The sequence below is a fragment of the Ruegeria hyattellae genome (genome assembly GCF_041537925.1).
In the GTDB taxonomy this organism is placed as follows: Bacteria; Pseudomonadota; Alphaproteobacteria; order Rhodobacterales; family Rhodobacteraceae; genus Ruegeria_C.
Genome location: NZ_JBGOSH010000001.1, coordinates 530,039 through 545,349 on the forward strand (window position 1 = coordinate 530,039; position 15,311 = coordinate 545,349).

At 61.4% G+C, this 15,311-nt stretch carries 16 protein-coding genes; 11 read left to right on the top strand and 5 right to left on the bottom strand.

Annotated features, from left to right (window positions below; genetic code table 11):
* Window positions 1-93 precede the first annotated feature (93 nt).
* Complete coding sequence (locus tag AB1E33_RS02590; RefSeq protein WP_372575685.1) at window positions 94-669, bottom strand: hypothetical protein; 576 nt, start codon at window positions 667-669, stop codon at window positions 94-96.
* Between the two features lie 198 nt (window positions 670-867).
* Here AB1E33_RS02590 and infC point away from each other — a divergent pair, with 198 nt between their 5' ends.
* From infC to AB1E33_RS02610, 4 genes are all read left to right on the top strand, one after another.
* Window positions 868-1,473 (top strand): translation initiation factor IF-3, encoded by a 606-nt coding sequence (gene infC, locus AB1E33_RS02595; protein ID WP_445758216.1) that lies wholly within the window; start codon window positions 868-870, stop codon window positions 1,471-1,473.
* A 223-nt stretch (window positions 1,474-1,696) separates the two neighbouring features.
* Complete coding sequence (locus AB1E33_RS02600; RefSeq protein ID WP_372575686.1) at window positions 1,697-3,097, top strand: selenium-binding protein SBP56-related protein; 1,401 nt, start codon at window positions 1,697-1,699, stop codon at window positions 3,095-3,097.
* A gap of 15 nt (window positions 3,098-3,112) precedes the next feature.
* On the top strand, window positions 3,113-3,760 hold the full coding sequence (locus AB1E33_RS02605) for a hypothetical protein (protein WP_372575687.1): 648 nt from the start codon (window positions 3,113-3,115) through the stop codon (window positions 3,758-3,760).
* 76 nt (window positions 3,761-3,836) lie between these two features.
* Window positions 3,837-4,037 carry a hypothetical protein gene (locus tag AB1E33_RS02610; RefSeq protein ID WP_372575688.1) on the top strand — a complete coding sequence of 67 codons (201 nt, stop codon included), beginning with the start codon at window positions 3,837-3,839 and terminating at the stop codon, window positions 4,035-4,037.
* 3 nt (window positions 4,038-4,040) lie between these two features.
* On the opposite strand, the gene AB1E33_RS02615 is transcribed toward AB1E33_RS02610, so the two are convergent.
* Both AB1E33_RS02615 and AB1E33_RS02620 read right to left on the bottom strand, forming a co-directional pair.
* Window positions 4,041-5,045: a molybdopterin-binding protein gene (locus AB1E33_RS02615; protein WP_372575689.1), complete on the bottom strand. Its 1,005-nt coding sequence runs from the start codon at window positions 5,043-5,045 to the stop codon at window positions 4,041-4,043.
* Window positions 5,042-6,010 (bottom strand): XdhC family protein, encoded by a 969-nt coding sequence (locus AB1E33_RS02620; RefSeq protein WP_372575690.1) that lies wholly within the window; start codon window positions 6,008-6,010, stop codon window positions 5,042-5,044. The genes AB1E33_RS02615 and AB1E33_RS02620 overlap by 4 nt, the downstream gene beginning before the upstream one ends.
* Window positions 6,011-6,243: 233 nt before the next feature.
* Between AB1E33_RS02620 and AB1E33_RS02625 the strand changes: the two genes are divergently transcribed.
* A complete protein-coding gene (locus AB1E33_RS02625; RefSeq protein WP_372575691.1) occupies window positions 6,244-6,744 on the top strand; it encodes a hypothetical protein in 501 nt (166 codons plus the stop codon).
* Window positions 6,745-6,777: 33 nt separating this feature from the next.
* On the opposite strand, the gene AB1E33_RS02630 is transcribed toward AB1E33_RS02625, so the two are convergent.
* Window positions 6,778-8,034: a vWA domain-containing protein gene (locus AB1E33_RS02630; protein ID WP_372575692.1), complete on the bottom strand. Its 1,257-nt coding sequence runs from the start codon at window positions 8,032-8,034 to the stop codon at window positions 6,778-6,780.
* 58 nt (window positions 8,035-8,092) lie between these two features.
* A complete protein-coding gene (locus tag AB1E33_RS02635) occupies window positions 8,093-9,001 on the bottom strand; it encodes an AAA family ATPase (protein ID WP_372575693.1) in 909 nt (302 codons plus the stop codon).
* Between the two features lie 193 nt (window positions 9,002-9,194).
* Here AB1E33_RS02635 and AB1E33_RS02640 point away from each other — a divergent pair, with 193 nt between their 5' ends.
* From AB1E33_RS02640 to AB1E33_RS02665, 6 genes are all read left to right on the top strand, one after another.
* Window positions 9,195-10,274 carry a glycosyltransferase family 2 protein gene (locus AB1E33_RS02640; RefSeq protein ID WP_372575694.1) on the top strand — a complete coding sequence of 360 codons (1,080 nt, stop codon included), beginning with the start codon at window positions 9,195-9,197 and terminating at the stop codon, window positions 10,272-10,274.
* An 88-nt stretch (window positions 10,275-10,362) separates the two neighbouring features.
* Entirely contained in the window at window positions 10,363-11,325 is a 963-nt protein-coding gene (locus tag AB1E33_RS02645; RefSeq protein ID WP_372575695.1) for a phosphoadenosine phosphosulfate reductase, read from the top strand.
* A gap of 51 nt (window positions 11,326-11,376) precedes the next feature.
* Window positions 11,377-12,417 (top strand): dihydroorotase, encoded by a 1,041-nt coding sequence (gene pyrC, locus AB1E33_RS02650; protein WP_372575696.1) that lies wholly within the window; start codon window positions 11,377-11,379, stop codon window positions 12,415-12,417.
* Window positions 12,418-12,487: 70 nt separating this feature from the next.
* Window positions 12,488-13,165: an orotate phosphoribosyltransferase gene (locus tag AB1E33_RS02655; protein ID WP_372575957.1), complete on the top strand. Its 678-nt coding sequence runs from the start codon at window positions 12,488-12,490 to the stop codon at window positions 13,163-13,165.
* Between the two features lie 198 nt (window positions 13,166-13,363).
* A complete protein-coding gene (locus AB1E33_RS02660) occupies window positions 13,364-14,854 on the top strand; it encodes a replicative DNA helicase (protein ID WP_372575697.1) in 1,491 nt (496 codons plus the stop codon).
* Window positions 14,854-15,282 (top strand): VOC family protein, encoded by a 429-nt coding sequence (locus tag AB1E33_RS02665; RefSeq protein ID WP_372575698.1) that lies wholly within the window; start codon window positions 14,854-14,856, stop codon window positions 15,280-15,282. Before AB1E33_RS02660 ends, AB1E33_RS02665 begins: the two co-directional genes overlap by 1 nt.
* The last annotated feature ends 29 nt before the right edge of the window (window positions 15,283-15,311 follow it).

A 15,311-nucleotide genomic window follows, 5' to 3' on the forward strand; every position in this document is an offset into this window, starting at 1 on the left:
TCAAGATGGATTCTGTAGGCTAACCGCCTACGACAGCGCAAAAAAAGGGCCGCGTTCCGGACGAACGCGGCCCCCTTTTCGATTTGCCGGGTATCAGTTCCCTGAGGTCGTGGCGTCGTCGGCAGCATCGGTGGCAGCATCGGTGGCCGCGTCGCTCGCGGTGCCAAGCGCATCCGATGCCGAGTCGTTGACCGCATCCGTCGCATCCGAGGCAGCGTCGCTTACGGCATCCGCCGCGTCGCTTGCCGCGTCCGTAGCAGCCTCGGTTGCATCCGTCGCTGCGTCCGATGCGGCTTCGGTTCCGGTTGTGACGGCATCCGATGCCGCGTCAGTGACCGCGTCTGCTGCATCGCTGGCAGCGTCGGTGGTTGCGTCCACGGCGTCGCTTGCCGCATCACTTACCGCGTCCGCAGCATCGCTTGCGGCGTCCGTGGTGCTGTCAACGGCCTCGTCAACGGTATCTTTGACCGTTTCTGCCGCCTCTTCCGCGGCATCGCCCACGCTTTCGACAGCTTGCTCGACCGATTCTTCAGCGCTTTCAGTGGCGGTTTCAGTGGCAGCCTCCGGAGCAGCGGCCTCTTCGCCCACACCCTCGGATTGTGCGTTGAAATAGAAATAGCCACCCGCTGCGAGCCCTGCGAGAATTATCAAGACAACAATTGGTTTCATTACTGTTTTTTCCTGTTTTCAGCACAACGCCCTTTGCATTGGCGCCTGGCAACCAAGTGGTTGGATTCCCAAGCGGACACAAGGGGGAAAACCTCATGATAGCACACCATCGCGCCAGACCGGGCGGCGTCGGCAGGTAATCGCCTCTTGAAAACCACGCGACACCCCGGCATATGGCGCTAATTGCTTGAATCGCTGATGACAGAGCGTTATTTTTCAGGCACTTTCTGCTGCAACCATCAAAGGATTGAACCCATAGCTCGCAGACCTCACAACGCGCCGCCGCAACGAGACACCGGCCCGCGCGTCAACGACAAGATCCGTGCCAACGAAATTCGCCTGATCGGCGCTGATGGTGAGAATGTCGGTGTCGTCACACCCGCGCGCGCCATCGACATGGCCGTTGATGCCGGCCTGGACCTGGTTGAGATCTCTCCCAATGCGACCCCGCCGGTCTGCAAGATCATGGATTTCGGCAAGTTCAAGTATGAACAGCAGAAGCGCGAAAGCGAAGCGCGCAAGAAGCAGAAGATCATCGAGATCAAAGAGGTCAAGTTCCGCCCGAACACCGATACGCATGACTATGAGGTCAAGATGCGCAACGTGTTCAAGTTTCTCGAAAACGGCGACAAGGTGAAGGTCACCCTGCGGTTCCGTGGCCGTGAGATGGCGCACCAGAACCTGGGCCGCGAGCTGCTGGAACGGGTGGCCGAGGACACCAAGGAAATCGGCAAGGTCGAGAACTTTCCCAAGATGGAAGGCCGCCAGATGATCATGCTGATTGGGCCGCTGCCGCAGAAGTAACCCATCCGTAATACGGTTTTATTTGAAACGCCCCGCCGATCGCGCGGGGCGTTTTTCTTTGTGAGGACGCGCGCTCAGACCACAGACCAAAGTCGAACCCCACAATATTCTTCTTGACCTGAGGGAAGCCCGGCACCGACCATATCCAGGTTGGAGGACGGGTAAGCAGCACCTGGGCCAGTTTGGCGCAAAGCATGCGAATTAGAACTTAGGGAGAGAATTCATGAACTTACGACCGGATCCTACCTTTCATCCATCACCCCGGCTTGCGATGGAAGCCCCGGCAGAAACACTGGCCTTTACCCTGATGCTCAGTCCGGACGGGTCGCAACCAGACGGTCTGGCGGTGGTCGATGTAGACCCCACCTCGTCAACATATGGCAAGATCGTGCATTCGGTCATCATGCCCAATACCGGCGATGAATTTCATCATTTCGGCTGGAACGCCTGTTCCTCGGCGCTGTCTCCGCTATCGGGTCACGCCTTTCTGGAACGGCGCTATCTGATCATTCCGGGCATCCGCTCGTCGCGGATCTATGTGATCGACGTGAAGGAACCGCTCAAGGCCAAGATCCACAAGATCATCGAACCCGAAGAGGTGTTCGCCAAGACTGGCTATTCCCGCCCGCACACGATCCATTGCGGGCCCGAGGGCATCTATGTCTCGACGCTGGGTGGCGGTGGCGAAGATGGCACTGACGGACCACCGGGCATCTTCATCATGGATTGCGAGAGCTTCGAGATTCTGGGCCGTTATGAAATGGATCGCGGCGTGCAGGACAAGCATTACGATTTCTGGTGGAACCTGCCGCGCGACTATATGGTCAGTTCCGAATGGGGCCTGCCGCCGCAGTTCGAAAACGGCATCGTGGCCGAGGATCTGCTGTCGAACAAATACGGTCATTCGATCCATTTCTGGGATCTGCGTGCCCGCAAGAACATTCAGACCATCGATCTGGGCGCGAACCACCAGATGGCGCTGGAGATCCGCCCGGCGCATGATCCGTCCAAAGAATATGGGTTCTGTGGTGTGGTGGTCGATACCACCAATCTGCAAGGTTCGATCTTTACCTGGTGGCGCAACGAGGACGGCACGTTCGAGGCCAAGAAGACCATCACCATTGACCCGGTTCCGGCAGATCCCGATGACCTGCCCGAACTGCTCAAGGGCTTCTCGGCCGTGCCGCCGCTGGTTACCGATATCGACCTCAGCCTCGATGACAAATACCTCTACGTCGCCTGTTGGGGGTTGGGCGAGATGCATCAATACGATGTCTCGGACCCGATGAACCCGGTTCTTGCCGGCAAGGTCGAGATTGGCGGTATCGTCAAAAAGACCAAACATCCCAATGGCAAAGACTTTGGCTATGGTCCGCAAATGGTCGAGATCAGCCGCGATGGCAAACGCGTCTACTGGACCAATTCGCTCTACTCCACCTGGGATGATCAGTTCTATCCCGATGACGAGGGCGCGGCGATGGTGATGGCCAATGTGGGCGAGAATGGCGGCCTGACGCTGGAGGAAAGATTCTGGGTTGATTTCCCCGATGGCTACCGCTCGCATCAGATCCGGCTGGAGGGCGGCGACTGTTCGACAGATAGTTTCTGCTACCCCTCGGCCTGATCGTTGAGCCCTGACATGACCACCGCCACGCTCTGGCTGGCGGTGGTTCTGAGTGGTCTGTATCACGGTGCCAATCCAGGTATGGGATGGCCGCTGGCGGTGTCTTCATCCCTGATGGAACGTCGCCAGGGGGCGCTGTTCAGCGCGCTGGGGGCGTTGGCGCTGGGGCATTTCCTGGCGATGCTGGCGATCCTGCTGCCGCTCTCGGCGATGACGGCGCTGGTTTCTTATGAACGCGAGTTGCGGTTGGCGACCGGTGGCATTGTCGTGCTGTGGGGCGGCTGGATTTTGATCACCCGCAAACATCCGCGCTTTCTGGCGCGAGTGCCACCCTCGCGCTTGGCGCTGTGGTCGTTTCTGGTGGCGCTGGCCCATGGTGCCGCGCTGATGTTGGTGCCGATCTATCTGGGACTGTGCAAAATCGACGAGCTTGACACCGGGCATCTGGCCGCCTCGGAACTGATGGCGCGCAATGCCGGGTTGACACTTGGCGTGGCGCTGCTGCACACGGGCGCTATGTTGCTGGCCGGTGGGACGATCGCTTTTGCGGTTTATCGCTGGCTAGGATTGCGGTTCCTGTCGAAAGGCTGGTTCGATCTGGAAATCCTCTGGGCGCTGAGCCTGATCCTTGTCGGTGGGCTTGGGCTGTATACGGCGATCTGAAAAAGCGACATTTGCCGCGACGGAAAGCGCGTGCTGACGCGTTCCATCCCCGAAGTGATTGAAACCCGGGACAGACATGCGCGCTATACTCCTCACCATTCTTATTCTTGTGGCCTATCCGTTCGTGAAATCCGACAGGACTGAACCCCAACGCTATGTGGTCGATCCGCCTGAGCGGATCGAGGTAAATGATTTGGACCCGGCCCTGGCGCCGGTGCGTTTCGGCCTGCACGGGGCGGGATGCGCCGGGCTGCGCCGGGATTGCGCGCCAGCCTGAACCTCAGCTACGTTTCTTCCCCAAACGAGGCTGCGGGCGGGTGGGAATTTCCTTGAGCAGCCCGCCGACCCCCATTGCGGCGATATCCGCACCGGTGGTGGTGATCCCGCAGGCCACCCGCGACAATACCCAATCCGCCCCGTTGAGCGCGGGTGCGCGGGCGCAGCCCGGAAGACCGATCACCGGGCGCGGGCCAAGCTGCCCCAGGAACAGCAGGTTGCCGGGATCAACCGGCATCCCGAACCGGTCCACCCTGCCGCCCGCATTCCGCAGCGCGGCCGGCGCCACATCCTGCGGATCCGAGGTGGCCGAGCCGGTCAGGATCAGCACCATGTCCCCCGTAATCTCATGCAAGGCCGCGCTCAACGCCTCTTCGCGATGAGGCACCGTGCGGATGTCGCTCAGATCCATCCCCAGCGCCTCGACCCGGCCCCGTATGGCCGCGATGCCCTTGTCGTTAGAGGGCCCACCGGGAATATCGCTCACGATCAGCCCTGCCTTGCCATACACCGGCGCAATCAGCCGGATCGCAGAGCGGGCGGCATCCGCAGCGCGGGTCACATCGATCTCAGGCACGGCATAAGAGATCACCTTGATCGTCGCCACCATGCCGCGCGGTGTCATCTGCTGATAGGGCGGCACGGTGGCCACGGTAATCATCGGATGCACCTGATTGAAGCGCTCGACTGCCGCCACGTCCAGATCGACGATGCCGGGAGATGCCGCCAGAATATTCACCCGACCGGTAAAGGGTTTGCTCAGCGTGACATTGGCAGCGGCGGGGTCCGGAACCAGCGCATCAGCCAACACCTGAGCTGCGGCGTCCTCGTGGACATCCCCCGGCTCCAACCGGGCGACGGTGACCTCTTGCACGCCGCCCTCGGTCAGCAGGGACAGTTCATCTTCGCCCAGCACCAGCCCCTTGCGCAGCTTGCGCGTGTTGGCGCTGACCGAATGCGCCAGAATCGCGCCCGCAGCTTCGGCAACGGGAACCGGACCGAACTTCATGCCTTGCCCCGCAGCACTGCTGTCATCTGCGCCAGAATTGCTACCGCAATCTCGGAGGGACCAGCGGCCCCGATATCGAGGCCAACAGGGCCATGAATGCGCGCGATCTGCTCTTCGGTGAAGCCGGCCTCCTGCATCCGCGCAACGCGTTTGGCATGGGTGCGGGTCGATCCCAAGGCGCCGATATAAAATACATCGGCGCGCAGGGCGGCCTCAAGCGCCGGATCGTCGAGCTTTGGATCATGGGTCAGCAGCACCAGTGCCGTGCGCGTATCGAGACCGATCTCGGCCACTGCCTGATCCGGCCACTCGGTCAGGATCGTCTCGCCCGGGAACCGCTCGGAGGCGGCAAACGCCTCGCGCGGGTCGATGATCACCGGGTCATATCCCGCGATCCGCGCCATCGGCACCAGCGCTTGGGCGATATGCACCGCGCCCACAACCACCAACCGCAGCGGCGGGTTGTGCACCGCGACAAAGGTTTTGCCGTCCTCTTCGAACCCGGACCGGTCCAAGCGCATACGCGCGCCATGCCGGTTTCGGCGCAGGGCGCGGCGGCCGGTGGCCAGATTGACTTCATAGGCGACCGGAATGCGAGCGGCCCGCATCGCCACCAGTTCCGCAAGCATTACCTCGGACAAGACAGGCCCGACCGGTTCCACCAGAATGCGGATCGTACCGCCGCAGGCGAGGCCCACGGCAAAGGCATCCTCGTCGCTGACACCATATTCCAGCACCCGCGACGCGCCCTCTTCGATGGCCTCCAGCGCCTCGACGATCACTGCGCCTTCGACGCAACCGCCCGAGACCGACCCCTCGATCCGGCCATCATCACCGATCACCAGTTGCGCGCCCACCCGGCGCGGCGCGCTGCCCCAGGTTTCTACCACCGTCGCCAGCGCAGCGCCGCCGCTGTCGCGATACCAGTCAAGTGCGGTTTCCGGCCCGTTATCAAAGCGTTGCATGCGCTACCTCCCAGCGGCGATTATGGACCAGACCCGGCGCAGTGTCTTCCGTGTTTCGCTGCAATCTCATAGGCTTTTTGCAGGTGCGTGAAAACCGCACACAAAACACTCGGGCTTTGCTTGCAGACCCGGCCAACCCGATCTAATCTGACGCTGACGCGCGACAGGTCGGCGGGAAGTCACCCGGCGGCCTGAAGAATTTCCCCCTATTCCTCAGATACAAAGGATAGATCATGACATATGTAAAGCTGGGTTTCGCCGGGGTGCTGGCTCTTATGGCAGGCGTTGCGCAGGCGGATGAGTTCGAGGCCTATGGCACGACCGAAGGCTGGAACGTCTATGTGGACACCAGCAAGAATTCCTGTTTCGTCGAAGCTGTGGACGAGTCTGAAAACGTCGTGCAAATGGGTCTGACAACCGATCGTGGTGTCGGCTATGTCGGCGCCTTCACCAAGGCCGAAACAGACATCAAGAAAGATGAAACCAAGGCCGTGGCGATCCTGATCGGAGATGACATCTATACCGGTGACGCAACCGGCATGCGTGGCAACATCACCAAGGGCTATTCGGGGGGCTATGTGCTGTCAGACGACCCGAAATTCTTCGAAGACATTGCAAAACAATACACGATGACCGTGTTCCCCGAAAAGAAATACGCGTTTGTCGTCAATCTGAAAGGCACCTACAAGGCGCTGGAGATGGCAAAGGAATGCAACCAGAAGCTGGTTCAGTGATTTATTGACCAGGGCGGCCCCGATCAGGCCGCCCTACCCCCGCGCGGCGGCCAGCAGCCGCGCTTTTTCACCCACATCATCGGGACGCGAGATCACCTCGGCCAGATCCTCGAGCGAGGCGATGGAATGACCGGCGCGAAAGCTGTCCACATGGGGCAACATCGCCGCGATGCCGCGCGCCTTGGGTGCGAAACCCTGCCAGCGCAACAGCGGATTCAGCCAGATCAGGCGGCGGGCGGACAGGTGTAGACGCTCCATCTCTTTGGCCAGTTGGTCGGGGTCGTCGCGGTCCAGCCCGTCGGTAATCAGAAGCACCACCGCACCCTGCCCCATCACTCGCCGCGACCAGTCGCGATTGAACTGATGCAGGCAGTGACCGATCCGGGTGCCGCCCTCCCAATCCTGTGCTTCCCCCCCTGCAGCCGCAAGCGCGGCATCCACGTCGCGCTGGTGCAAGTGCCGGGTGATGTTGGTGAGTCTTGTGCCAAAGGTGAAGGCATGCACCTTGGCCCAGCCCGCGCCTTTGGCATTCGCGACCGCATGCAGGAAATGCAGGATGATGCGGCTGTACTGGCTCATTGAGCCTGAGATATCGCACAGCACGACCAGATTGGGCCAGCGCGGACGCGGCTGCAGTTTCGCGATATCGCGCAGCTCTCCCCCCTGCCGCATCGCCTGCCGCAAGGTGCGGGCCCGGTCGAGGCGATGACCCAGATGGCTGGCCTGCCCGCGCCGCGACGGGATCGGTTTCACCGGCAGTTCCAGCCGCGCCAGCATCCGCTTGGCGCGCGCCACTTCCTCGGTGCTCATCTGCTCGAAATCCAGGCTCCGCAGGCGTTCCTCGGAGGACATGGTCATCGAGGCATCGACCTCGATCTCGGTCCCCTCTTCCTGATCCTCAAACTCGGGCAGATCACGCTCTGCACCGTCCAGCAACGCTTCGGCGGCGCGTTTTTCGGCGGCCTGCGCGGTGCGATCCTCCTGCACACCGCGGATTGCGGGCAGCATCATCGCCATCATGTGTTCCAGATAGCGCGGGTCGCGCCAGTAAAGGCGAAAAACCTGCGCAAAGACAGCGCGGTGTTCAGGCCGGCTCACGAAACAGGCATGCAGCGTCCAGTAGAAATCGCGCCGCGCAGTGAAGCCCGCCGCCTCGACCGCATGGATCGCGTCCACCACTCGGCCCGTTCCGATGGGCAGCCCCGCCTTGCGCAGGGCGCGGGCGAAATGGATGATATTCTGCGCCAGTTTCGGGTCATCCGGCGTCTCAAGCGGAAGATGTTCGGCCACTATCTATCATGGGGGCGTTGCCCCCATACCCTCGAAGTATGTTTGAACAGAAGATGCATCAGGCCGGTTCGAGGCTGGCTTTGGCCTGATCCAGCAGGCGCTTGGCCTCGGAGCCTTCGAGCCGCTGGATGTCGTCCTGGTATTTCAGCACCGCGCCCAGCGTGTCGGCGATCACCTCGGGGCTGAGGTCGATCACGTCCAGCGCCAGTAGGCATTTGGCCCAGTCGATGGTTTCGGCCACGCCGGGCTTCTTGAACAGATCCTCAGTACGCAATTGCTGAACAAAAGCCACGACCTCGCGGCTGAGCGCCGCGGCAACCTCAGGGGCGCGGGCATGCAGGATCTCGACCTCGCGAGAGAAATCCGGGTAGTCGACCCAGTGATAGAGGCAGCGGCGTTTCAGGGCGTCATGCACCTCGCGCGTGCGGTTTGAGGTCAGGATGACGATAGGTGGCTCGGCGGCCTTGATGGTGCCCAGTTCCGGGATCGTGACCTGAAAATCGCTTAGCGCTTCCAGCAGGAAGGCCTCGAACGGCTCATCGGTACGGTCCAACTCGTCGATCAGCAGCACCGGAGCACCGTTCTCATCCGGGCGCATCGCCTGCAGCAGCGGGCGTTCGATCAGGTAATCGTCACTGAACAGCTCGGATTGCAAATCGCTCCGGTCTGCACCGCCTGCGGCCTCGGCAGTGCGGATGGCAACCATCTGGGCGGGAAAGTTCCACTCATAAACCGCGCTTGAAGCATCGAGCCCCTCGTAACATTGCAGCCGGATCAGGCGGCGGCCCAGCGCGGCGGACAGCGCCTTGGCGATCTCAGTCTTGCCAACGCCCGCCTCGCCCTCAAGGAACAACGGGCGACCCAGTTTAAGCGCGAGGAACACAACCGTGGCCAGCGCGCGGCCGCAGACATAGCCTTGCCCGGTCAGCGCGGTCTGAACCGCGTCGATGCTGTCTGGTCGCTGCATGTCATCTCCCTTTTTGCCGGTGCAGCAGGTCATGGCACAACGCTGGCGTCAAGCAAAGAGCGCTGCGACCTTAGTCGCATCGCGCCTGCACCGGCATACGGTCCGGACCGGCGATTGACGGGTTGGGGGCAAGATGCCATGAATTGCGCGGGCAAGATGCAAAGCATCCCGGTCACGGGATCGGGGAGATTGCATGCGATATCTGGCCGTACTGACGGTTCGCAACGAAGGGGCCTTTCTGCTGGACTGGTTGGCGCACCACCAGGCGGCGGGTTTCACCGATTTCCTCGTGTTTTCCAACGATTGCCAGGACGGCACCGATGCTATCCTGGACCGGCTGGAGGATATTGGCCACCTGACCCATCTGCGCAATGACGGCCCCTATGACAAAGGCGGCATCCAATTCACCGCGCTCAAGGCGGCATCAAAACACCGCCTGGTTAAACGGGCCGACTGGATTCTGGCACTGGATGTGGATGAGTTCGTCAACATCCATGCTGGCGACGGTACGGTGCAGGATCTGACCGCCGCCCTGCCCGAGGCCACGGCCATCACGCTTACCTGGCGCCTGTTCGGAAATGGCGAGGTCACCCGTTATGCCGACACTTCGGTGCCCCGGACGTTCACCCGCTGCGCTCCGGTCGTCCTGCACTGGCCCTGGCGCGCGGCGATGTTCAAGACGCTCTACCGCAACGACGGAAGTTACCGAAAACTGGGTGTACACCGGCCCCGCTCGCCACATCCTCAGAATGAGGCCAGCGCCCGCTGGTTCGACGGGTCCGGGCGCGAGATCGACCTGAAGCAGCAGAAAAAACGGGTCTTTTCCGATTATGGGCGCGACAATTATGGACTTGCGCAGCTGAATCATTATCCGCTGGGCGCGATGGAAAGCTATGTGCTCAAGGCTGATCGGGGTCGCGCGGTGCACTCAGACGACCTACTGGGCATGGATTATTGGGTCGAGCGGAACCTCAACACTGATATCGACGACAGCATCCTGCGCATCAGCGACCGCGCGGTTCCGCTGCGCGAAGAGATGATGAAGGATCCCGACCTCGCCCATTTGCATGAAAGCGCGGTAACATGGCGCCATGACCGGTTCCGCGAATTGATGGAACAGGACGCCTATCGCGCTCTGTTCACGCGCCTGCTGATGACGCCGCCGTCGCGCCCGGTCTCACCAAGCGCGGCCGAAACGCTGGCCAGTTTCGCCAGTCTTGGCATCATGAAAGCCAGGCGTGCGGGGTCGGACAACAGCCAGAAAGAGACCTGAGTTCAACCCCTATTTGGCCGCATTCACCTTTCATATATGATGGTATCCAACCGGTCCGCGAAGCGACCGGATCTCTGAGGGTCGGCAAATGAAGGACATCGAACGCGCCCTTGACCAGCCATTGGTCAACCTGCGCCCCCGCGTGTGGAAGGCACGATTGCTGGCCCAGGCCCGGACCGAAGGTGAGGCGCATGAGTTGGGCGACCGACATTTTGCAACCTTTATAGACCGTGGCCCGACCCTGTTGGTGAGTTTTGAGACAATGCAGGGCATTCGCGCCATCTCGGACAGCCATCAGCCGTTCGGCTTCGAGATGGTCCGCAAGAAGTCCTGGTCGCATCTGTGCATTATCTCCAACGGCGATACCTGGTTTCGTGATGAGAATGTTTATGGCTTTTTTGACCGGTTGATCGATGACGGTTTCTTTGAAGGGTTTGACAAGGTGGTGTTTTACGGCGCGGGGCCGTGCGGCTATGCGGCGGCGGCGTTTTCTGTCGCCGCACCCGGCGCTTCGGTGGTCGCGGTTCAACCGCAGGCCACGCTGGACCCAAGAATGACCGAATGGGATGGTCGCTTTCCCGGCATGCGCCGTACGGACTTTAACGACCGGTTCGGATATGCACCCGACATGCTGGATGCCGCCGACCATGCCTTTGTTCTTTATGATCCGGGCCAGCAGCTCGATGCGATGCACGCAGCGCTATTTGCCCGGCCAAATGTGACCCGGCTACGGATGCGGCATATGGGCGACGCGCTGCAGACGCGGTTATTCGAGATGAACCTGCTGCACCGCCTGCTCATGCTGGCCGCAGATGACAAGCTGACCGAGAAAGAATTCTATCGGATGTTCCGTGCCCGCCGTGCCTCTGCGCATTATCTTCGGTCGCTGAGCGCCAGGCTGGAACAGCAGGGGCGGCCCTATCTTGAACTGATGCTCTGCCGCAATGCGGTCGCGCGCATCCCCAATCGCCGACTGCGGCGGCGGCTGTCACAGTTGGAGCAACAGGCAGATGAAGGCGCATTCAAAGCTCCGCCCGCCGCCCTCTCCTGATCCGGGCCGCAGGGGCTTTCCCGTCACCGGCACCTGTGCTAGCCGAGGCGCATGAGCCAAAGCCTTACGATCCGCCGCCCCGACGACTGGCATCTGCACCTGCGCGACGGCGCAATGTTGCAGGCCGTCCTGCCTGAAACCGCCCGCCATTTCGCCCGCGCCATCATAATGCCGAATCTGGTGCCGCCGGTGGTGACCGGGACCCAGGCCGCCGCCTATCACGACCGCATTCTTGATGCTCTGCCCGAGGGCATGGCGTTCGAGCCGCTGATGACGCTCTACCTGACCGAGGACACCGACCCCGAGGATGTGGCCGCCGCCCATGCCAGCGGGTTGATCAAGGCGGTCAAGCTTTATCCTGCGGGGGCCACCACCAATTCGGCCAGCGGGGTGCGCGATTTCGACAAGGTCCGTCCGGCGCTGGAGCGAATGGCCGAGATCGGTCTGCCGCTCTGCGTGCATGGCGAGGTCACCGACGCCGAGGTCGACATTTTCGACCGCGAGGCGCAGTTCATCGACCGGGTGCTCGACCCGATCCGCCGCGCAACGCCCGGCCTGCGGGTGGTGATGGAACATATCACTACCGCGAACGGCGTCGATTATGTCAAGGACAACGCACGCGATCTGGGCGCGACGATCACCACTCATCACCTGATCATCAACCGCAACCATATCCTGGTGGGCGGCATCAAGCCGCACTACTACTGCCTGCCCGTCGCCAAGCGCGAAGAGCACCGCCTGGCTTTGCGCGCCGCCGCAACCAGCGGCGATGCAAGGTTCTTTCTGGGCACCGACAGCGCCCCCCATACCGACCCGCTCAAGGAGAGCGCCTGCGGCTGTGCGGGCTGCTTTACCGCGACCAACACCATGTCGCTGTTGGCCCATGTCTTCGAGGAGATGGGCGCGCTGGACGAGCTGGAAGGCTTTGTCTCGCTGAATGGCCCGGCATTCTACGGGCTGCCAGTCAACGAAGGTAGCTTGACCCTGACCAAAGGGGACCCTGTGACCTATCCCGACAAGATCGACACCGGCGACGGCCCGGTAACCGTGTTCGACCCCGGCTTTGAGATACACTGGCACGTCAGCAGCTGAGCGACGAATTTCTTGCAAGAAATCTGGTCAAGAAAAATACAAGTTTCTTGCACCCCGAAAGGACCCGATGATGATCCCCACTACCTACCCGCCCGCGGAAGAGATCGCCCGCCTCACCGCGCGCATGTTGCTGGAAATCAAGGCAGTGCATTTCAACGCCCGCGAGCCCTTCACGCTGGCCAGTGGATTACCAAGCCCGACCTATATCGACTGCCGCAAGCTGATCTCGTACCCGCGCATTCGGTCGACGTTGATGGATTTCCTGACCGTCACCGTGATGCGCAATGCGGGCCTTGAGGCGTTCGACAATATCGCGGGCGGCGAAACCGCTGGCATCCCCTTTGCCGCGCTGGTGGCTGAGCGAATGGCGCTGCCGATGACCTATGTGCGCAAGAAACCCAAAGGCTACGGTCGCAACGCCCGAATCGAAGGCGCGATGGGCGAAGGCGAGCGCGTGCTGCTGGTCGAGGACCTGACCACCGATGGCGGATCGAAGCTGAGCTTTGTTGACGCGATCCGCGAGACCGGCGCCAGTTGCGGGCACACGGCGGTGATCTTCTATTATGGCATTTTCCCGGAAACCGAAAAGACGCTGGGCGATCACGGGGTTGCACTGCATCACTTGTGTACCTGGTGGGACGTGCTGGCCGAAGCACGCGCGCAAAACGCGTTTGACGCCGAGACGCTGGAAGGGGTCGAGGCGTTCCTGAACGACCCGCGCGGCTGGCAGGACGCCCACAAAACCTGACCCTACGTCAACCAACGGCAGACACCTCGCCTGATCGGCTGATCCGTGCCACTTATACCAGATGTTGACGAATTGCCCCTTCCCCCTTCATGATATAGGGGGAGGGAGAGTACTCACAATCTATCCCCAGAAACATACAATTTGCCCCCGCCGCGGCGCGTCCGCTATGACATCACACCCAAGGGCGGTGAGAACAAAATGAACGAGATCAGCAGTATCGATCAGGCGCAGATCCAGATCCAGAATGCGGAAACCATGCCGCATTCGGTCGAGGCCGAGCAGCAGCTTCTGGGCGCGATCCTGACCAATAACGACCTTTACGACCGGGTGGCGGCCACAATCGGCCCCGAGCATTTCTATGACCCGGTCCATGCCCGCATATTCGAGGTTGCCTCGGCCCGCATCGCCAAGAACGCGCTGGCCTCGCCGGTCACGCTGAAATCCTTCATGGCCGATGACGAGGGCCTCAAAGAGCTGGGTGGTGCCACCTATCTGATCAACCTCGCCGGGGCCTCGATCAGCGCCTTTGCCGTGCATGATTATGCGCAGATGATCTATGATCTGGCGATCCGGCGTGAATTGATCGGGCTTGGGCGCGAGATCTCGGACAAGGCGGCGCGGGTCGATGTGGCCAGCGAACCCAAGGAACAGATCGTCGAAGCCGAGCAGAAACTTTACCAGCTATCCGAGCAGGGCCAGACCGAACAGGGGTTCAAATCCTTCCTGAAGGCCGTTACCGAAGCCGTGAACGTCACCAATGAAGCCTATCAGCGTGGCGGCGGCATGGCGGGACTCTCGACCGGTCTGGCCGACCTGGACAAGCAATTGGGCGGGTTGCACCCCTCGGACCTGATCATTCTGGCGGGACGCCCCTCGATGGGGAAAACCTCGCTGGCGACCAATGTGGCCTTCAACGTGGCCAAGGCATACAAGCGCGGGCAGAAGCCCGACGGCACCGAAGGCGCGATTGATGGCGGCGTTGTTGGTTTCTTTTCGCTGGAGATGAGCGCCGAGCAGCTCGCAGGCCGGATTCTGGCCGAGGCGTCGGAAATCTCGTCGCACAAGATCCGGCAGGGCGACATGACGGAATCCGAATTCCGCCGCTTCGTGAACGCGGCGAAGGACCTCGAGGCCTGCCCGCTTTTCATCGACGACACTCCCGCCCTGCCCATCGCGCAGCTTGCGGCGCGCGCCCGGCGGTTAAAGCGGACCCATGGTCTGGACCTGTTGGTGATCGATTATCTGCAGCTCTGCCGGGGCATGGCCGACAATCGCGTCAACGAGATCGCCGAGATTTCGATGGGGATGAAGGCCATCGCCAAGGAATTGCAGATTCCGGTGGTCGCGCTGTCCCAGCTTTCGCGACAGGTCGAAAATCGCGACGACAAGCGCCCGCAACTCAGCGATCTGCGCGAATCCGGCTCGATCGAGCAGGATGCCGATGTGGTGATGTTCGTGTTCCGCGAGGAATATTACAAGGAACGCGAAAAGCCCGGTGATCACGAGCTGGACAAGATGGAAGAGTGGAAGACCGCGATGGAACACCTGCACGGCAAGGCCGAGGTGATCGTGGGCAAGCAGCGTCACGGCCCCATCGGCACGGTTGAACTCAGCTTTGAGGCGCAATTCACCCGGTTCGGCAATCTGGTCAAGCCCTGGCAGCAGGGGATCGAAGACATGGGCCAGTGATGCCCGGCATCCGGGGGGTCAACCACGTCACGCTGGTCTGTTCCGATCTGGATCGCTCATTCGCCTGGTACCGCGACATTCTTGGGGCGCAGCCCCAGGCCCGCTGGGCGGCGGGTGCATACCTGGAACTTGGCGCATTGTGGCTCTGCCTTGAGGCAGGCCTGCCTGACGCGCGCGCGGATGACACGCATCTGGCGCTGGACTGTGACGCATCGTGCTTTGCAGATCTGGCCGCCCGCATCAAAGCGGCCAGCGTGCTGTGGAAAGAAAACCGCTCCGAGGGTGCCTCGCTTTATTTTCTCGATCCCGATGGTCACAAGCTGGAGCTGCATGTGGGCGATCTGCGCACACGGCTTGCGGCTTATGAATCCAGAGACGATGTCGAGTTTTTCCCGCCCCCTGTTTCCGGTCGGGAAACGGCAAGCTAGACTTTGCCGTGATCTCTGCGTAAACCCGC